Origin of the sequence: Pseudomonas sp. B7(2017) (assembly GCF_002112745.1) — a bacterium.
GTDB lineage: Bacteria > Pseudomonadota > Gammaproteobacteria > Pseudomonadales > Pseudomonadaceae > Aquipseudomonas > Aquipseudomonas ekonensis.
Window position 1 is genome coordinate 57,774 of sequence record NZ_NEIP01000001.1, and the last position, 19,010, is coordinate 76,783.

Below are 19,010 nucleotides of genomic sequence, written 5' to 3' on the forward strand. Positions count from 1 at the left end.
AGATTTTGTGTGCGCTTTGTCCCAGCGTAGGATGAAGTTCACGAGAGCGACAGACCTTGATTGCGCAACAGAACGCAGAACGCTCTCAACCCTGAAAAGGTCGTTTTATGACGAAATGGCTGCTGGCTGCCGGGCTTCTGATGCCGCTTCACAGCATTCAGGCCGCACAGGATCCGGAAGCCGTGTACAACCGTGTCTGTGGTGCCTGTCATTCCGGCCAGCTCCCTGCGGCGCCCCGCAAGGGCGATCGGGAAGCCTGGACGCCGAGATTGGCCAAGGGCATGGAGACGCTGGTGCAACACGTGACCCAGGGTTTCAAGGCGATGCCGCCGCGTGGTTTGTGCATGGACTGCAGTACCGAGGATTACCGAGCCATCATCCTCTGGATGAGCGAGTAAGCCCGGTCCATAACTCTTAACCCTTAGCCGTAGTTGGATTAGCTGATGAACAAACTGATCGTGAGTCTGCTGTTGACCGTGGGAATCTCAGGCTTCGCCCATGCTGCAGGCGATGCCGCCGCAGGCCAGGCCAAAGTCGCCGTATGCGGTGCCTGCCATGGCCCGGATGGCAACAGCATGGCGCCAAACTTTCCGAAACTGGCGGGCCAGGGCGAACGCTACCTGACCAAGCAACTGCACGACATCAAGTCGGGCAAACGCACCGTCCTGGAAATGACCGGCCTGCTGACCAACCTGAGCGATCAGGACCTTTCCGACATCGCCGCCTACTTCGCCAGCCAGAAAGGCAGCGTCGGCGCCGCCGATCCCAAGATCGTGGCCCGCGGCGAAGCGCTGTTCCGTGGCGGCAACCTTGAAAAAGGCCTGCCGGCCTGCACCGGCTGCCACTCCCCGAACGGCGCCGGCAACGCGGCCGCCGGGTTCCCGCACCTGGGTGGCCAGCACGCCCAGTACATCACCAAGCAGCTGACCGATTTCCGCAAGGAAGAAGCCGGACGCACCAACGACGGCGACGCCATGACCATGCGCACCATCGCCCGCAAGCTGAGCGACGAGGACATCGCCGCCGTCTCCAGCTACATTCAAGGCCTGCACTGAGGCCAGGCTTGCCGGCGTGATCCGGGCGTTGCGCGCAAGGGAATCCCCCGCTACGTTAACGCTCGATTAATCCGCTCAAGCAAGTATAAAAAGGGTGGCCTTGGCCGCCCTTTTTTGTGGCCGCTGCCGTTACACTACAGGACTCATGCCCGCCACGACCTGTCCGCAGACAGGCTGCGCGAGGCGACCCATTTGCCCAGGAGTAAAGCATGCGTAATCTGATCATCAGCGCCGCCCTCGTCGCTGCCAGCCTGTTCGGCGTGACCGCCCAGGCCGCCGAGGCCCCTGCCGCCCCTTACGTCGAACTGAGCAATCCGGTGCCGGTCGCCGTGCCTGGCAAGATCGAAGTGGTGGAGCTGTTCTGGTACGGCTGCCCGCACTGCTACGCGTTCGAGCCGGTGATCAACCCATGGGTCGAGAAGCTGCCGGCCGACGTCAACTTCGTGCGCATCCCGGCCATGTTCGGCGGCCCGTGGGACGCCCACGGCCAGATGTTCCTGACCCTGGAAGCCATGGGCGTCGAGCACAACGTCCACGCCGCCGTGTTCAACGCCATACAGAAGGAACACAAGAAGCTGACCGACAAGAACGACATGGCCGACTTCCTCGCCACCCAGGGCGTGGACAAGGACAAGTTCCTCGCCACCTTCGACTCCTTCGCCATCAAGGGCCAGATCGTCAAGGCTCGTGAACTGGCCAAGAAATATGAAATCTCCGGCGTTCCGACCATGATCGTCAACGGCAAGTACCGCTTCGACATCGGCTCTGCCGGTGGTGCCGAAGAGGCCCTGAAACTGGCTGACCAACTGGTCGCCAAAGAGCGAGCGTCCAACAAGGCCGCCGCCAACTAAGCGCGGCGACCGCCATGCGCCGCTGGAGAGCCGAACGCCTCGTCGGCCTGCACGATCCGCAGGTCAACGAGCATCACCTGGAGTCCACGGGCCTGCCCGCAGACAGCCGTCTGCGCTTGCTCAGCTTCAACATCCAGGTCGGCATCTCCACCGAGCGCTACCGGCACTACCTGACCCGCAGCTGGCAGCACCTGCTGCCGCACAACGGGCGCTCCGGCAACCTGCAGAAGATCGGCAGCCTGCTCGGCGATTTCGATCTGGTAGCCCTGCAGGAAGCCGACGGCGGCAGCCTGCGCTCGGGCTACGTCAATCAGGTCGAGCACCTGGCCCAGCTCGGCGCTTTCCCCTACTGGTACCAACAGCTCAACCGCAACCTCGGCCGCCTGGCCCAGCACAGCAACGGCGTGCTCAGCCGCTTGCGGCCGTGGGCGATCGAAGACCATCCGCTGCCCGGGCCCAAGGGCCGCGGCGCCATCCTGCTGCGCTTCGGCGAAGGCCCGGAGGCGCTGGTGGTGGTGATGATGCACCTGGCCCTCGGCCCCCGCGCACGCACGCTGCAACTGGCGTACATCCGCGACCTGATCGGCGACTACAGGCACCAGGTGCTGATGGGCGACATGAACACCCACGCCAGCGACCTGCTGCAGCACTCTCCGCTGCGCGACCTCGGCCTGCTGGCCCCGCAGCTTGAAGCGACTTTCCCCAGCTGGCGCCCCCAGCGCTGCCTGGACCATATCCTGCTCAGCCCGACCCTGACCCTGGAAAAGGTCGAAGTGCTGCCGCAACCGATTTCCGATCACCTGCCGGTCGCGGTAGAGATTCGTCTGCCGGGTTCGCTCACGGCCGATGCATTGCCCGCGTTGAGTCCTGCCCTTCGCGGAAGCCCTGAATGAGCGACGAAGCCCAGCGCTGGAAAGAGAAATACCTCAAAAGCATCGAACAGCAGGAAAAGCTCGAACGTCGTTGGGACGCCCGGCTCGACCTGCTGCGCCGCGGCCTGGTGCGCAGCACCCTGGCGGCCGAAGGCACCGACCGGGTGGTCGACCAGTGCATGAAAGAGATGCGTGATGTGGTGCGCACCGACGACATGGACGCCGGCCTCGCCGCTCTGCTGCCGCGCCTGGAAAAAGCCGTGCTCGACTCCGAGCAGCGCCGGGAGACGCGGATCAACCAGGTCAGCACCGCGCTGAATGCGCTGGTCACCCAGTTGCAGGCCTTGCCGCTGCCGCGGGACGTCGCCCGGCCGCTGAAGAAGTTCGCCAAACAACTCGACGACCGGGTCGGACAGGCCCGGGAAATGCCGCTGCTGCTCAGCGAACTCAGCGGCTTGCAGGGCAAGGCCCTGAGCCAGTTGGAGACGCCGGCGGAACCGGGCCGGCCCGGACTGCTGCAGCGCCTGTTCGGCCATCGCGACAATGACGAGCAGCCGGAGCCGGTGCTGCCGATACCGACGGCTCCGGCTTCCGAGCACACCGAACCGACGCACGCCCCACCGGCCGACCTGCGGCAAGAGACCGCCCCCAGCCCAGTCGCCGAGCCTGAAGAGGCCGCACCCGCCGGCCACCTGCCGGGGGCCAGCCTCGCCACCGAAGCGACGGCGCCCGCACCGCTGCCGAGCCCGGCCAGCCCGCCGGAGCCGGAGCCGGAGCCGGAAGTATTCGCCTTCACGCCGCAGCCACCGGTCGCCGAGCGCACGCCCCAGGCACCCGTTGCGGCGATCACCGAACCGGCCACCCCCGAACCGGTTCCGGCTGCACCAATGCCCGCGCCGGTCGCGGTCAATCCGGACGAGCTGATCCAACCCGGCGAAAACACCGCCGCGATGATCCTCGACAGCCTGCCCCTGCCCGAGCCCATCGCCCTGGCATTGGCGGCCATCGACCCCGAACAGGCCGAGCACGACATCCTCTACGCCCTGCCGGATTCCCCTGAGCCGTCCTACAGCTCGGTGGCTCGGCACATCGAAGACACCCTGATCGGCCTGCTGGACGACCTGACGCTGCCCGAGCGCCATCGCCCACAAGCCGAGGCAATGCGCGATAGGTTGAAGAACGGCTTGAACTGGTACGAACTGTTGCCGATCCTCGACGATCTGGCGACGTTGATGCTGGCCATCACCGACAGCGGCCAACACGAATTCGAGGTGTACCTGCAACAGCTCAACGAACGCCTCGAAGCGTTCCAGAGCAACCTCAAGGCCGCCAGCGAGGGGCACGCCGACAACAGCTCCGCCGCCCGGGCCATGGACACGCAGATCCGTGAGCAGGTCGACGGCCTGCAGAACAGCGTGCAGGAAGCCGCCGACCTGGACGACCTCAAGCAAGTGCTGGAAAACCACCTGGAAGGCCTGCTCGGCACCATGGATCAGCACCAGAAGCAGCGCGACGCCCGCGAGCAGGAAGTCGCCGCACGCCTCAAGAGCCTGGCCGAGCGCGTGGCCCACATGGAGCAAGAAGCGCTCGGCTACCGCGAGCACCTCGAAGAGCAACGCCAGAAGGCCCTGATCGATCCCCTCACCGGCCTGCCTAACCGCGCCGCCTGGAGCGAGCGGCTCGAGCAGGAAATGACCCAGTGGCAGCAACACGGCAACACCTTGAGCCTGGCCATGCTCGACCTCGACCACTTCAAGCGGATCAACGACAACTACGGCCACCTGGCCGGCGACAAGGTGCTGAAGATCATCGCCACGGTGCTGCGCAAACGCCTGCGCGGCACCGATTTCATCGCCCGCTTCGGTGGCGAGGAATTTGTCCTGCTGCTGCCGGCCACCACCCCGGCGGTCGGCGCCCGGTTGCTGGAGACCTTGCGCGCGGCCATCGAGGCGTGCCCGTTCCACTTCAAGGGGGAGCGGGTCACGATCACCATTTCCATGGGGTTGGCGTCGTTCAGACCGGGAGAACGCAGCGATCAGGTGCTAAAAAGAGCCGATCAGGCGCTGTACCGGGCAAAAAACGCCGGACGCAACCGGGTGGAGATCGGCTGAGGCAATTGTTCCATTTTGTTTAAATCGGGCCGATGGCCGTCTGCGGGCCGGGCAGTACGTTACACTGTTGCATTATTGTCTTGCGTGTACTGCCCTAAACCATGAAATTCCTTGCTCTCCTCGTGTCGCTGCTCGTGCTGGCCGGTTGCGCCAGCGGCCCGCGATTCGACACCAGTCACCCTTCGGCCAACCACGACAGCCGCATCCAATACGTGGTGGTGCACTACACCACTGCCTCGCTGGAGCGCTCGCTGCAACTGCTGACCCACGGCGAAGTCAGCAGCCATTACCTGATCGGCGACGACAAGAAGGCGACCATCTACAAACTGATGGACGAAAACCTGCGTGCCTGGCACGCCGGCGAAAGCGAGTGGCAGGGCCGCACCTGGCTGAACTCAAGCTCGATCGGCATCGAAATCGTCAACCCCGGCTTCCGGGACACCCCGAACGGCCGTGTGTGGTATCCGTACAGCGAAGCCCAGGTGCAGTCGCTGATCGTGCTGCTCAAGGACATCAGCAAACGCAACGGCATCAGCCCGCGCCACATCATCGGCCACAGCGACATCGCGCCGCTGCGCAAGCTCGATCCGGGCCCGCTCTTCCCCTGGAAGCGCCTGGCCGCCGAAGGGCTGGGCCTGTGGCCGAACGAGCAGGCGGTCGCCCAGCGGCAGGCGCAGTTCAATGCGCAATTGCCGGACATCGGCTGGTTCCAGATGCAGTTGGCGCGGCTGGGTTACGCCACCCCGCAGACCGGCGAACTGGATGTGGCGACCCGCCACGTGCTCGCGGCGTTCCAGATGCATTACCGCCCTTCGCGCTTCGACGGCACGCCGGACGCGCAAACGGCAGCGTTGCTGGTGGTGCTGAACCAGACAAAATAATGACGCCCGCCCGACGGTCAGGGCGAAATCGCAATCAGCAGCTATAACTCATTGGTAATTCTTCGGATATCCATGATGGTAGCTACCCGAGAGACGTTGCGTGGCTGGTTTTATCGCCCGTGGTTTTTGGCGATGCTCGCGGCTGTCCTCAGCGCAAGCCTTTTGATCACCGGCGGGCTGTTCGTGGCGGTGCGCCAGGTCGAACAGAACGAAAGCCAGGAGATGAACGCCCAGGGCGCACGCTTCCTCGCCCGCCTCGAGCAACTGTTCGGCCAGCTGCGCGAAAGCCTCGACGACCTGGAGGCCCAACCCCTGCGCAGCTGCGACGAGGAAATGATCGCCACCCTGCAGCAAGTCACCTTCAATTACCGCTTCGTCTACGAAGCCGCCTACATGGACGCTTCGCGGATCTGCTCCAACCGTCCGCGCCAGGATGCCCTCTCGGTGGTGCGCCCGCCGGACATCAAGGGCCCGACCTACAGCTACTGGCTCAACACCACCACCGAACCCGACGAAAACCGCGCCGCCCTGATGCTCGGCCGCGGCAACTTCCGCGTGGCCACCTCCCGCGGGCACCTGACCGACATGGTCGACCTGTCGCCCGGCAGCAGCCTGCTGGTGGTGCTCGATCACGGGTCGCGGGCGATTCCGGTGCTCGGCGTGCCGCAGGCCTGGCCGCCCACCGACCATTGGCCGCCGAAGAACCCGGACGCGCTGCAGGTGACCCAGACGCGCCTGATCTATCGCATGCCCACCGACAACCCGGAGTACCAGCTGGTGCTGATCACCCCGCGCACCGGCATGCACATCCCGGAGCTCTGGTGGTGGATGGTGCCGCTGTGCCTGATGCTCGGCGCCTTCGTCGGCCTGCTGGTGTTCTGGCTGGTGCGCCAGCGGCAGTCGCTGGACGCCGAGCTGCACGGCGCGATCCGCCGGGGCGAGCTGCAGGTGCTGTACCAGCCGATCTTCGACCTCGACAGCCGCAACTGCGTCGGCGCCGAGGCCCTGTTGCGCTGGCGCCGGCCGGACGGCACGCTGACCAGCCCCGATCTGTTCATCCCGATGGCGGAGAACACCGGGCAGATCCGGCAGATGACCGACTTCGTCCTGCAGCGCCTGCTGGAGCAGCTGGGCCAGCTGCTGCGGGCCAATCCGCAGCTGTACATCTCGGTGAACTTGGCGGCCTGCGATGTGATGGTGCCGCGCATCGGCCAGGTCATGGCCCGGCTGCTGGCCCTGCACCGGGTCGCGGCGCGGCAGATCGCGTTCGAGGTCACCGAACGCGGCCTGATCGACGTGGTGGTGGCGCGGGAGAACCTGCAAGCGCTGCGCGACGTGGGGCATCAGGTGCTGATCGACGATTTCGGCACCGGCTATTGCAGCCTCGCCTACCTGCAGACCCTGCCGGTGGACTGCCTGAAGATCGACAAGGCGTTCATCGATGCCCTCGGTCACGACGCCGCCAGCAGCGGGGTCGCGCCGCACATCATTCACATGGCGCAGGCGCTGGATCTGAAGGTGATCGCCGAGGGCATCGAGCTCGAGTCCCAGGCGGCGCTGCTCAGCAGCGAAGGCGTGAAGTTCGGCCAGGGCTGGCTGTTCGCCCACGCCCTGAGCGCGGTGCAGTTCATCGAGCTGATCACCCGAGGCCGGCGCCTGGCCGGGCGCCGGATCGACGACGAAGCCTAGACTGCCAACGCCATGTAGAACTGCGTGCCCTGCCCCGGCCGCGAATAGACGCCCATCCGGCCACCGTGCAGTTGGACGATTTCCTTGCACAGCGCCAGGCCCAGCCCCGCGCCGCCCTTCTTGCGCCCGACCTGAACGAACGGTTCGAAAATCCGTCCCTGCTGACCGTAGGCGATGCCTTCGCCGTTGTCCTCGACGCTGATGATCACCCGCTCGCCGTGGCGCCGGGCCTGAAGGCGGATCAGCCCGTCCCGGGCGGTGTGGCGCAAGGCATTGTCGATCAGGTTGTCCAGCACCCGGTCCAGCTGCGCCTGATCGGCTTGCAGCCGCGGCAACGGCTCCTGCACCTCGACGCTCAGGGTGACGCCCTTCTCGGCCGCCGCGCCGGCAAAACGCGATTGCGCCTGCTCCAACAGATCCCCGATCGAGCACGGCGCCAGCGACAGCTTCTGCAGACCGCTCTGGTAGCGCGAGAAGTTGAGCAGGTCGTTGATCAGTTGCATCAGGCGCTGCATCTCTTCGTTGACCGTGTCCAGCAGATCGGATTCCCGGGAGTCCTCGGCGAACTTCGCCCGCTCGCGGAACAGGCCGAACGCCATGTGCATGCCGGTCACCGGCGTGCGCAGCTCATGGGACGCGCGCAGGACGAATTCACTGCGGACCCGTTCGAACGCGCGCTGCTCGGTCACATCGTGCAGCACCATCACCGCCCCGAGGATATGGCCCTGGGTGTGGCAGACCGGGGTCAGGCTGAACGTCAGCAGCCGCGCCTCGCCGTCGACTTCGACACTCAGATCCTCCGGCGCGCGCTCCAGCGAGCCGCCCCGCAGCACCGATTGCAACTGGACATCCAGTTCGGGCCGGCCCAGCGCCGCGCCCAATCCTTGCCCGCACCGGTCGCTGTCCCAGCCCAACTGCCGCTGGGCCACCGGGTTGAGGTGTTCCAGGCGCCCTTCGCGGTCGATCATCAGCAGGCCGTCATCGATGCTGTCGAGCACCGCCTGCAAGCGCTGCTGGCCGGCCAGCAGCTCGTCGACGTTGGTGGCCTGGTGCTCGCGCAGGGCTTCGGCCATCAGGCCGAAACGCCGGGTCAGCTGGTTCATTTCCAGGGCGGGGGAAATCGGCAGGGTCACCTCGAAATTGCCTTGGCCGATGCTGTCGGCCGCTTTGGCCAGGGCCTCGATGGGGGCGCCGAAACGCCGGGCGATCCCGTGGGCGGTCACAAAACCGATGATCAGCACCGCCAGGCCCACCAGCCCGAGCAGGCCGGCGATCAGCAACGCCCGTTGGCGGGCGGCCTGCTGCACCGCATTGATGTTGTCGAGGGCGCGCTTGTGTTCGGTGACCAAACCGTTGCGCAGAGTGTTGAAGCGTTCGCGCAACTCACCGCTGTCGCTCAAGGAGGTGGCCGACCGGTCATAAGCCTCCATGAAACGCTGGTAATCGTCCTTGGCCTGCTTGAACCCGTACGGGTTGTCGTCGCCTTGGGCTTCGTGGGCGATGCCCTCCTCCAGCAGTTCGCGGTAATGCTGTCGCGAGGCTTCGAACGCCGCAGGGTCGGGCTTTGCCGACAGCATCATGATCAATTGGTCGCCCAGGGTCTGGCGCAGCTTGAGCCCCAGGTCGAGGGTGACAAAGTTGTTGCGCACCAGCGCTTCCTGGCTGCCGGCCATCTGCATGACGCTGACCAGGCCCAGCAGCAGCCCCAGCAGGGCCACGGTGATCAGCGCGGAAATGCTCAAGAACAACCGGGTACGCAACTTCATTGCCAGCTTCATCGTCACCCGCTCACAGGTTGTATTGCTTGCGCTTGCGGTACAGGGTCGAGGCGTCGATGCCCAGTGTCTTGGCCGCCTGGTCGAGGGTGCCGGCGGTGGCCAGCACCGCGCCGATGTGGGCCCGCTCCAGTTCGTCGAGGCTCAGGGCGGCGCCGATCCGCGGCGTATTGGCGGCCGGTTGCTCGGCCATGCCCAAGTGGCTGATTTCCACCCGCTCCTGAGGGCAAATGATGCTGGCGCGCTCGACCACGTTGCGCAGCTCCCGGATGTTGCCCGGCCAGCGGTAGCTGAGCATCGCCTCGCGGGCCTCGTCGCTGAACACCCGGGCCGGACGCGCGTATTCCTTGACGAAACGGGCCAGGAAACGCTCGGCCAGGGTGAGGATGTCCTCGCTTCGTTCACGCAGCGGCGGCAGGTGCAGGGTGATGACGTTCAGGCGGTACAGCAGATCCTCGCGGAAACGCCCGTCACGCACCATGTCTTCCAGGTTGAGGTTGGTGGCTGCCAAGATCCTCACATCGGCGCGCCGAGTGACCGGATCCCCTACCCGCTCGTATTCCTTGTCTTGAATGAAACGCAGCAGTTTCGGCTGCAAGGTCAGGGGAAAATCGCCGATCTCGTCGAGAAACAGCGTGCCGCCGTCGGCCTGGTTGACTCGCCCGAGCGTGCTTTCGCTGGCGCCGGTGAACGCGCCGCGGCTGTGCCCGAACAGTTCGCTTTCCATCAGTTCGGCGTTCAGCGACGGGCAGTTGACCGTGACGCAGGACTTCTTCTCGCGCTTGCTCCAGCCATGGATGGCCCGGGCCAGCTCGCCCTTGCCGGTGCCGGACTCGCCCAGGATCAGGATGTTGGCATCGGTGCCCGCCACTTGGCGCGCGGTCTCCAGCACCACCTTCATTGCCGGGCTGTGGGAGTCGAGGCCGTCCTTCGACTGGCGGATTTCGCCTTCGAGGGCTTCCAGGCGTGCCGAGAGCCGGCGCACTTCCAGTTGCTTGGCCGTGGCCAAGCGCAACTGATCGGGGCTGCACGGCTTGACCAGGTAATCGGCGGCGCCGGCCTGGATCGCATCCACCGCGGTGTCGACCGCCGAATGGGCGGTGACGATCACCACCCGCATCCACGGCGCCTGAACGCGCATCTGCGCCAGGACGTCCAGACCGTTGTCCTCGCCCAGGCGCAGATCCAGAAAGCACAAGTCGAACACCTGCCGCTGCAGCAGCGCATCGGCCTGGGCGGCGCTGGTGGCGGTGGCCACCGTATAGCCCTCGTCTTCGAGGCAATAGCGGAACGTTCGCAGGATGGCGGATTCATCGTCCACCAGCAGAATGCGGCCTTGATGCTCAGTGGCTGATTCCATTTTTCCTACGCTCCATAAGTGAATGTCTTGGTTTAGTCCCGGAAAAATCGGGCAAGTTGCATGGTCGATTCTGATCGATTCCAGTCATGGCAGGGTAGCTCCCTCCTGCCCTTACGGCTAATCCGCTGATTTTTCTGACTTTTGCGGTCGATCACGGATTTCGCCATTACCTCCCGCCTCATTTCTGACATCCGCGCCCCGCCATCCATTCAAAAAGAATGAAATGTCTGTCGGAGCGGTCGTGCAATTCGCACGACGGTGACAGGCGGCATCGTGCAGGATGCGTCGTCATTTTCCTTGATTGATTTTATAAATTATTGATTTTATTGATTATTTTTGATCAAAAAAAGCTGGCATGCGCTCTGCAAAGACTCTCTCAGACCGGGCAGACATCGATCGCCCCAACGAATAAGAGTGAGGACACCAGGATGACTCGCCCAAGCGCCACCGCCGCCCGCCTCTCGTCCCTGCACATCCAGCAAGGCCTGTTCGGCCTGCTCGCGCTGTTGGTCACCCTGATCGGGTGCCAGCAATACCTGCGCTGGGAACAGAGCCAGACACCTGAGCCCCTGATCTCGATCCAACACCCCGTACAGACCCATTTCAGCGCGGTCGCCAGCCGCCAGGCTGAAGACGTCGCGCTGCGCATGGTCGACGTCGACCAGCCGCAACCGCTGGATCAGGCGCCCCGCGAAGAACGCTGGATCTTTTGAATGAATCTGGGCGTCGAACGCCGAGACGGGCAACACCCTTAAAACAGAAGTGAGGAGAATCATCATGTTGAGCTGGGCAATCACCTTCCTGATCATTGCCATCATCGCCGCCGTGCTGGGCTTCGGTGGTATCGCGGGCACTGCCACGGGCATCGCCAAGATTCTCTTTGTCGTGTTCCTGGTGATGTTCATCGCGTCCTTCATCTTCGGCCGCCGCGGCCGAGGCTGACCATGAGCGTCGTGAAGACACTGGCGGCCGCCCTGCTCATGGGCGGCTGCGCCATGGCGATGGCGGCCAATGATGGCCAGACGCGCGTCAACGAGCTGCTCAATGCCGACCCCCAATACCGGGACACCTGGCAAAAAGTGGTGAAGAAAGAGGAACGCCTGCCGGAATGGGTGATGAACCTCTCCGGAGCGCCGCAGCAGCAAATGAATGCCGTCGAAGAGGATGGCGACCAGTACCTGGTGGGGCCGCTGTGCGAGACCGAGCAGACCTGCCTGAACCACCGCCTGATCGTCGCCTTCAGCTTCGACAAGAAGCAGGCCTACGCCCTGCTGGTCGATGTGCCGGAGGGGCTGCCGGCGGACAAGTCGCCGACGCGGCATGCCACTTACCGATTCCTGGGCAAGCCCGATGAAGGCATGCAGGGACTGCTGACCGAAACGCTGAGGAAGGATCCGAACTGGTATTGAACATGAGGGCAGCGCCAAGCTGCCCTTCATTGCGCCCGCCCGAGGAAGGCCGGCGCATGGCCAAGGGGCCGGGACGTTCTGACTGTTGCAGGGTCGGAGTGACCTACGGGTACAGGGAGTGCCTGCGATGAGGGCCGGGCCAGGGCAATGAAGCTGCGCGCAAGTTCGCCGGCCCGTCCGAGGTCCGACGGACTTGCCGAAAGCTTCGAACGCGCCAAACGTTGATCTAGAGCGTCCTGCTCACCGTTGAATCGTTCAGACTGTGGCGAAAACCGTTTCGCCGTGTTTCGCGGCGACCGTATATCGATAAAGAACCCGATTTCACATCGGGCCTTTTCGTTTTCCGTTGTAGGTTTTTTCCCAAATTTTCTTCCGATTCAGGACACCGTAAAAACAAGCCAGCTACGCTGAAATGGCCGGTTCACGGCGCTTATGCCTGCTTGAATGTCGCAATCGAACCGCTTGGGACGCCAGTTTCAATTGAAAAATCTCATGCCGATTCGGCATAGGGTAGTCGCTTACGGCATTAGACGGCGCAACCCCGCATCGGAATAGTTGCGCCTTTTTTCGCCTGCCGGAGAGCGTAATCATGCGCTCCGGAGCACCTTATACGGAGGCAGATGCACAGACTTTTGCGCCGAGCGCGTTCCAGTTCCTGCATGTGCCTGAGTCAAACGCAAGTAAGGGTAAAAATAATGAAGAAGGCAAAGCTCAGCCTCGCCTGGCAAATCCTGATCGGTCTCGTATTGGGGATTGCCATTGGCGCGTTGCTCAACCACTTCAGCGCCGAAAAGGCCTGGTGGATCAGCAACGTCCTGCAACCGGCAGGCGATATCTTTATCCGTCTGATCAAGATGATCGTGATCCCGATCGTCATTTCCTCCCTTATCGTCGGCATCGCCGGCGTGGGCGACGCCAAGAAGCTCGGGCGCATCGGTCTGAAGACCATCATCTACTTCGAGATCGTCACCACCATCGCCATCGTCGTCGGCCTGCTGCTGGCCAACGTGTTCCATCCGGGCGCCGGCATCGACATGAGCACCCTGGGCACCGTGGACATCTCCAAGTACAAGGCCACCGCCGCCGAAGTACAGCATGAACACGCGTTCATCGAGACCATCCTCAACCTGATCCCGTCGAACATCTTCGCGGCCATGGCCCGCGGCGAGATGCTGCCGATCATCTTCTTCTCCGTGCTGTTCGGCCTCGGTCTGTCGAGCCTGCAGTCGGACCTGCGCGAACCGCTGGTGAAGATGTTCCAGGGCGTCTCGGAAAGCATGTTCAAAGTCACCCACATGATCATGAACTACGCCCCGATCGGCGTGTTCGCCCTGATCGCGGTGACCGTGGCCAACTTCGGTTTCGCCTCGCTGCTGCCGCTGGCCAAGCTGGTGATCCTGGTTTACGTCGCCATCGCGTTCTTCGGCTTCGTGGTGCTGGGCCTGATCGCTCGCCTGTTCGGCTTCTCGGTGATCAAGCTGATGCGCATCTTCAAGGATGAGCTGGTGCTGGCCTACTCCACCGCTTCGTCCGAAACCGTGCTGCCGCGCGTGATCGAGAAGATGGAAGCCTACGGCGCGCCGAAGGCCATCTGCAGCTTCGTGGTGCCGACCGGCTACTCGTTCAACCTTGACGGCTCGACCCTGTACCAGAGCATCGCGGCGATCTTCATCGCCCAGCTGTACGGCATCGACCTGTCGATCAGCCAGCAGCTGCTGCTGGTGCTGACCCTGATGGTCACCTCCAAAGGCATCGCCGGCGTGCCGGGCGTGTCCTTCGTGGTGCTGCTGGCCACCCTGGGCAGCGTCGGCATTCCGCTGGAAGGCCTGGCGTTCATCGCCGGCGTCGACCGCATCATGGACATGGCGCGCACCGCCCTGAACGTGATCGGCAACGCCCTGGCCGTGCTGGTCATCGCCCGTTGGGAAGGCATGTACGACGACGCCAAGGGCCAGCGCTACTGGAACTCCCTGCCGCACTGGCGCAGCAAGGACAAGGTTCCGGCGGCCCAGGCCACCAAGAACTGACACACGCCCTGCTGGCTTCCTGCAGTCAGCGGCCGCACAAACAAACCCCGGATCATTTCCGGGGTTTGTCGTTTTCGGCAGCCCCGCTATCATTCGCCGCATCTTCCGGGGGAATTTGACTGATGCTTAACGGCCTGTGGCTTGGCTTCTTCATCGTGGCGGCCGTGTCGGCGCTGGCGCAGTGGCTGGTGGGCGGCAACGCCGGGATCTTCGCGGCGATGGTCGAAAGCATCTTCGCCATGGCCAAGCTGTCGGTCGAGGTCATGGTGCTGCTGTTCGGCACCCTCACCCTGTGGCTGGGCTTCCTGCGCATCGCCGAGAAGGCCGGCATCGTCGAATGGCTGGCCAAGGCCCTGGGCCCACTGTTCCTGCGCCTGATGCCGGAAGTGCCGCCGGGCCATCCGGCCATCGGCCTGATCACCCTCAACTTCGCCGCCAACGGCCTGGGCCTGGACAACGCCGCCACCCCCATCGGCCTCAAGGCCATGAAGGCCCTGCAGGAGCTCAACCCCAGCGCCACCGTGGCCAGCAACGCGCAGATCCTGTTCCTGGTGCTCAACGCCTCATCCCTGACCCTGCTGCCGGTCACCATTTTCATGTACCGCGCCCAGCAAGGCGCGCCAGACCCGACCCTGGTGTTCCTGCCGATCCTGCTGGCCACCAGTTGCTCGACCATCGTCGGCTTTCTCTCGGTGGCGGTCATGCAGCGCCTGCGTATCTGGGATCCGGTGGTGCTGGCCTACCTGCTGCCCGGCGCGCTGATCCTCGGCGGCTTCATGGCGCTGCTGGCGACGATGTCCGCCACGGCGTTGGCCGGATTGTCGTCGATCCTCGGCAATCTGACGCTGTTCGGCTTGATCATGCTGTTTCTGGTGATCGGCGCGCTGCGCAAGGTGAAGGTGTACGAAGCGTTCGTCGAAGGGGCCAAAGAGGGCTTCGACGTGGCCAAGAACCTGTTGCCGTACCTGGTGGCCATGCTTTGCGCCATCGGCGTGCTGCGGGCCTCCGGGGCGCTGGACTTCGGCCTCGACGGGATCCGCCACCTGGTGCAGTGGGCCGGCTGGGACACCCGTTTCGTCGATGCGCTGCCGACGGCGATGGTCAAGCCGTTCTCCGGCAGCGCCGCGCGGGCGATGCTGATCGAGACCATGAAGACCTCCGGCGTGGACAGCTTCCCGGCGCTGGTGGCGGCGACGATCCAGGGCAGCACCGAGACCACGTTCTACGTGCTGGCGGTGTACTTCGGCGCGGTGGGCATCCAGCGGGCGAGGCACGCGGTGGGGTGTGCGCTGCTGGCGGAGTTGGCCGGCGTGCTCGGCGCCATCGGCGTGTGCTACTGGTTCTTCGGCTGATCGCCGATCTGAGACGAAAGCCGGACTGCCGGCGATTGCCCGTAGGCCGACAGGCCGCCATCGCCAGCAGGGCTGGCTCCCAGAGGATTCTGTGCGGTGCTCAAGGCCGGGGTTGCGATGCGAATCGCTGGCCTTGCTCCACCGCCCACGCCACCACCTTCGCGGTCAGGCGGTCGCTGGCCTGGCCGAACCCGGCGACTGCCGCCGGCACCTTTACATCGCTCAGCGGCTGGCGTTCCTCGAAGCGGCGGCTGGCGAGGATGCGCTGGTCGTAGCCACGCACCAGCAACGCATCCAGGCGCACCACGACGCTGGCGCCGTTGCCCTCATATTCCGTCTGAAACGCTTGCAGGCTGCCGCCCAGCTCCAGGTCCGCCTGGAAGTTGCTGTCGTCGGTGCTCAGCAGCGACACCCGGCCGTCACGCTGGAAACCGTCGAGCAGGCGGTTGCGCAGCAGCACCGGCGCCGGGTCGCTCCAGCGCGAGGCCTTGTAGGTGCTGATCACGTCGCCCTGAGGGATCACGGCGATGCCCGGCCGGTTCAGCGCTTCGCTGGCCTGCAGTTTGTTCAGGCGCAGCGACCAGTGTTGGACGGCCGCCGGGCCGGTCGGGGCGGGAGCCTGGGCGGCGGGCAGGCGGTAGACGTCCAGCGGCTCCGGCTTGGGCAGGATCGAACACGAAGCGGCCAGCACGAAACCGGCGAAAAGGGCGAGGCGGGTCGGCTTCATGGGGTGAATTCCTTGTTCTTGTCGTTGCCCAGCAGGTAGCCGCTGGGGTTGGCCTCCAGGCGTTGGGAGATGGCGCGCAGCGAGCTCAAGGTTTCGCGCAGTTCCCGCACCGCCGGCGCCAGGCCGTTGAGGCCTTGCAGGCCACTGTCCAGGGACGTCTGGTTCTTGCTCAGCAGGCCGTTGATCGTGGCGCTGCTTTGCTCCAGGGATTTCATCGCCTGCTCGGCGCTGCCCAGAGCCTGCTTGCCCTGATCGTTGAGCAGGCCGTTGGCGTTGCGCATCAGCGCCGACGTCTGTTCGAGCATGCTGCCGGCCTGCTTGCCCACCGCCGCCAGTTGCTGCATGGCCTGGCGCAGGTCGCCGCGCTGGTCGTTGATCGCGCCGGTGGTCTGTTCCAGGTGGGCGAGGGTGTTGCTGATGCGCTCGACGTTCTGCGCCGAAAACATCTGGTTGGCGTTGTGCAGCAGCTCGTTGACCCCGGTCATCAGGTCGTTGCTGTCATTGAGCAGGCGGGAGATGGGCGAGGGCGTGGCGACGATGGTCGGCAGCTTGCCGTCGCGGCCCTTGAGGTTCGGGCTCTGCGGAGTGCCGCCGCTGAGCTGGATGATCGAGGTGCCGGTGATGCCGGTCAGGGCCAGCTTGGCCAGGGTGTCTTCCTTGATCGGGGTGTCGCCGCCCAGGCGGATCCGCGCCAGCACCCGGCGCGGGTCTTCCGGATCAAGCCTGAGGCTGACCACGTCGCCGACCTTGATCCCGCTGTACTGCACCGCGCTGCCCTTGGACAGGCCGCTGACCGCCTCGTTGAACACCACTTCGTAATCCTTGAACTCGGTGTCGACGCTGGACTTGGCCAAAAACAGGCCGAAGAGCAGGGCGCCCGCCACCACGATCACGGTGAACAGGCCGATCAACACATGATGGGCTCGGGTTTCCATGTCAGACCTCGTTGAGCTGTGAAGCGGCGCCGAGCGCCGAGCGGCCCCGGGGGCCGTGGAAGTATTCGTGGATCCACGCGTCGTCGGTTTCCGAGACCTGGTCGATCGGCCCGGCCACCAGCACCTTCTTCTGCGCCAGCACCGCCACGCGGTCGGTGATGGTGTAGAGCGTGTCCAGGTCGTGGGTCACCAGAAACACGCTCAGGCCCAGGGCGTCGCGCAGGGTCAGGATCAGTTGGTCGAACGCGGCGGCGCCGATCGGGTCGAGCCCGGCGGTGGGCTCGTCGAGGAACAGGATGTCCGGATCCAGCGCCAGCGCCCGGGCCAGCGCCGCGCGCTTGATCATGCCGCCGGACAGGGATGCGGGGTACTTGTCCGCCGCCGACAGCGGCAGCCCGGCCAGCGCCAGCTTCACCGCCGCCAGGTGTTCGGCGTCGTCGCGGCTCAGGCCCGCGTGCTCGATCAGGGGCAGGGCGACGTTCTCGGTCACGGTCAGCGAGGAGAACAGCGCGCCCTTCTGGAACAGCACGCCGAAACGCCGCTCGATCAGCGAGCGCTCGTGCTCCGGCAGGCTCGGCAGGTTCTGGCCGAACACCGTGACGTTGCCTTCGCTGGGCCGGCGCAGGCCGACGATGCTGCGCAGCAGCACCGACTTGCCGCTGCCGGAGCCGCCGACCACGGCCAGGATCTCGCCCTTGTACAGGTCCAGGTCCAGGTTCTCATGCACGCTCTGGCGGCCGAAACGGTTGCACAGGCCACGGACTTCGATGACCGCCTCGGCGGGCGCGCGGGGTGGACGGCTCACCAGCTCATCTCCATGAAGAACAGGGCGGCCACCGCGTCGAACACGATGACCACGAAAATCGACTGCACCACGCTGGAGGTGGTGTGGGCGCCGACCGATTCGGCGCTGCCGCTGACCTTGAAGCCTTCGAGGCAGCCGATCGCCGCGATGATGAACGCGAAGACCGGCGCCTTCACCAGCCCCACCAGGAAGTGCTGTACGCCGATGTCGGTCTGCAGCAGCGACAGGAACATCGCCGGGGAAATCCCCAGCGACACCGCGCAGACCACACCGCCGCCGACGATGCCGCAGAGCATCGCCAGGAACGTCAGCATCGGCAGGGCCACCAGCAGCGCCAGCACCCGGGGCACCACCAGCAGTTCCATCGGGTCGAGCCCGAGGGTGCGGATCGCGTCGATCTCTTCGTTGGCCTTCATCGAACCGATCTGCGCGGTGAAGGCACTGGCAGTGCGGCCGGCCATCAGGATCGCGGTCAGCAACACGCCGAATTCGCGCAGGAAAGAGAACGCCACTAGATCCACGGTGAAGATGCTCGCGCCGAAACCGGCCAGCACCGTCGCCCCGAGGAACGCCACCACGGCGCCTACCAGGAAGGTCAGCAGGGCGACGATGGGCGCGGCGTCGAGGCCGGTCTGCTCGATATGCGCCACCACCGGGGTGATCCGCCAGCGCTTGGGCCTAAGCAGGCTGCGGGCGATGGTTTCCAGGATCAGGCCGATGAAGCCCAGCAGTTGCAGGGTGTCTTGCCAGACCGTGTCCACCGCGCGGCCGATGCGGGTCAGCAGTTGCACGCTGACGCTGATTTCCGGTTCCTTGACCGGCACGCAGAAGTCGGTCAGCGAGCGGTACACCGTCTGCAGCAACGCACGGTCGGCGTTGGAGAGGGTGCAGTCGGGGTGTTCGGCGGACTGGCCCAGGCGTTCGGAACCGAGCAGTTCCACCAGCAACGAGGCGCCGGCGGTGTCGAGGGCGCCGAGGCCGTTGAGGTCGATGGGGGTGTCGGCGCCGTACTGGCCGCGCAGCGTTTGGCACAGGTGCTTGAGCCCGGCGTAGTGGGCCAGCGTCCAGTCGCCCGTGACCCGCAGGCGGGCAGGGGTGAGCGTGGTGTCCAGCCGGGCGTTGCCGGCCATCGGGCTGCTGGTCATAGGCTCCGTGCGTGTG

18 protein-coding genes are annotated in these 19,010 nt (G+C 65.0%); 12 read left to right on the forward strand and 6 right to left on the reverse strand.

The features are described 5' to 3' along the window. Positions 1-107 precede the first annotated feature (107 nt). From CAG29_RS00305 to CAG29_RS00340, 7 genes are all read left to right on the forward strand, one after another. Positions 108-398 carry a cytochrome c5 family protein gene (locus CAG29_RS00305; RefSeq protein WP_085630385.1) on the forward strand — a complete coding sequence of 97 codons (291 nt, stop codon included), beginning with the start codon at positions 108-110 and terminating at the stop codon, positions 396-398. A gap of 45 nt (positions 399-443) precedes the next feature. Then, positions 444-1,055, forward strand: coding sequence for a cytochrome c (locus CAG29_RS00310; protein ID WP_085693739.1), 612 nt, complete (start codon positions 444-446; stop codon positions 1,053-1,055). A gap of 209 nt (positions 1,056-1,264) precedes the next feature. Next, positions 1,265-1,906 (forward strand): thiol:disulfide interchange protein DsbA/DsbL, encoded by a 642-nt coding sequence (locus tag CAG29_RS00320; RefSeq protein WP_085579383.1) that lies wholly within the window; start codon positions 1,265-1,267, stop codon positions 1,904-1,906. Between the two features lie 14 nt (positions 1,907-1,920). Continuing rightward, complete coding sequence (locus tag CAG29_RS00325) at positions 1,921-2,799, forward strand: endonuclease/exonuclease/phosphatase family protein (RefSeq protein WP_085579381.1); 879 nt, start codon at positions 1,921-1,923, stop codon at positions 2,797-2,799. Beyond that, a complete protein-coding gene (locus CAG29_RS00330) occupies positions 2,796-4,889 on the forward strand; it encodes a GGDEF domain-containing protein (RefSeq protein ID WP_085693740.1) in 2,094 nt (697 codons plus the stop codon). Before CAG29_RS00325 ends, CAG29_RS00330 begins: the two co-directional genes overlap by 4 nt. A gap of 101 nt (positions 4,890-4,990) precedes the next feature. Continuing rightward, a complete protein-coding gene (locus tag CAG29_RS00335) occupies positions 4,991-5,770 on the forward strand; it encodes an N-acetylmuramoyl-L-alanine amidase (RefSeq protein WP_085579377.1) in 780 nt (259 codons plus the stop codon). A 72-nt stretch (positions 5,771-5,842) separates the two neighbouring features. After that, a complete protein-coding gene (locus CAG29_RS00340; protein WP_085579375.1) occupies positions 5,843-7,459 on the forward strand; it encodes an EAL domain-containing protein in 1,617 nt (538 codons plus the stop codon). Here the strand turns inward: CAG29_RS00340 and CAG29_RS00345 are convergent. Beyond that, complete coding sequence (locus tag CAG29_RS00345; RefSeq protein ID WP_085693741.1) at positions 7,456-9,237, reverse strand: KinB sensor domain-containing domain; 1,782 nt, start codon at positions 9,235-9,237, stop codon at positions 7,456-7,458. The genes CAG29_RS00340 and CAG29_RS00345 overlap by 4 nt on opposite strands. A 10-nt stretch (positions 9,238-9,247) precedes the next feature. Further along, entirely contained in the window at positions 9,248-10,594 is a 1,347-nt protein-coding gene (gene algB, locus CAG29_RS00350; protein WP_085579371.1) for a sigma-54-dependent response regulator transcription factor AlgB, read from the reverse strand. A 428-nt stretch (positions 10,595-11,022) separates the two neighbouring features. On the opposite strand from algB, the gene CAG29_RS00355 reads away from it, so the two are divergent. The 5 genes from CAG29_RS00355 (at position 11,023) to CAG29_RS00375 (ending at position 15,382) form a co-directional block, all read left to right on the forward strand. Further along, positions 11,023-11,307: a hypothetical protein gene (locus CAG29_RS00355; RefSeq protein ID WP_085693742.1), complete on the forward strand. Its 285-nt coding sequence runs from the start codon at positions 11,023-11,025 to the stop codon at positions 11,305-11,307. A gap of 64 nt (positions 11,308-11,371) precedes the next feature. After that, positions 11,372-11,536, forward strand: coding sequence for a DUF1328 domain-containing protein (locus tag CAG29_RS00360; RefSeq protein ID WP_085579366.1), 165 nt, complete (start codon positions 11,372-11,374; stop codon positions 11,534-11,536). Positions 11,537-11,538: 2 nt separating this feature from the next. Beyond that, positions 11,539-12,003 (forward strand): inhibitor of vertebrate lysozyme family protein, encoded by a 465-nt coding sequence (locus CAG29_RS00365; protein ID WP_085579364.1) that lies wholly within the window; start codon positions 11,539-11,541, stop codon positions 12,001-12,003. A gap of 695 nt (positions 12,004-12,698) precedes the next feature. Then, entirely contained in the window at positions 12,699-14,030 is a 1,332-nt protein-coding gene (gltP, locus tag CAG29_RS00370) for a glutamate/aspartate:proton symporter GltP (protein ID WP_085579362.1), read from the forward strand. A gap of 122 nt (positions 14,031-14,152) precedes the next feature. Next, positions 14,153-15,382, forward strand: coding sequence for a nucleoside recognition domain-containing protein (locus CAG29_RS00375; protein ID WP_085579360.1), 1,230 nt, complete (start codon positions 14,153-14,155; stop codon positions 15,380-15,382). Between the two features lie 100 nt (positions 15,383-15,482). On the opposite strand, the gene CAG29_RS00380 is transcribed toward CAG29_RS00375, so the two are convergent. The 4 genes from CAG29_RS00380 to CAG29_RS00395 are packed head-to-tail and all read right to left on the reverse strand — an operon-like array spanning position 15,483 to position 18,994. Further along, a complete protein-coding gene (locus tag CAG29_RS00380; protein WP_085579358.1) occupies positions 15,483-16,109 on the reverse strand; it encodes an ABC-type transport auxiliary lipoprotein family protein in 627 nt (208 codons plus the stop codon). Continuing rightward, the gene (locus CAG29_RS00385; protein ID WP_085579356.1) at positions 16,106-17,044 is read right to left on the reverse strand and encodes an MlaD family protein; all 939 of its coding nucleotides are present in this window, start codon (positions 17,042-17,044) and stop codon (positions 16,106-16,108) included. The genes CAG29_RS00380 and CAG29_RS00385 overlap by 4 nt, the downstream gene beginning before the upstream one ends. 1 nt (position 17,045) lies before the next feature. After that, positions 17,046-17,849, reverse strand: coding sequence for an ABC transporter ATP-binding protein (locus tag CAG29_RS00390; RefSeq protein ID WP_085579354.1), 804 nt, complete (start codon positions 17,847-17,849; stop codon positions 17,046-17,048). After that, positions 17,846-18,994, reverse strand: a complete 1,149-nt coding sequence (locus CAG29_RS00395) for an ABC transporter permease (RefSeq protein WP_085579352.1) — start codon at positions 18,992-18,994, stop codon at positions 17,846-17,848. The genes CAG29_RS00390 and CAG29_RS00395 overlap by 4 nt, the downstream gene beginning before the upstream one ends. Positions 18,995-19,010: the final 16 nt, after the last annotated feature.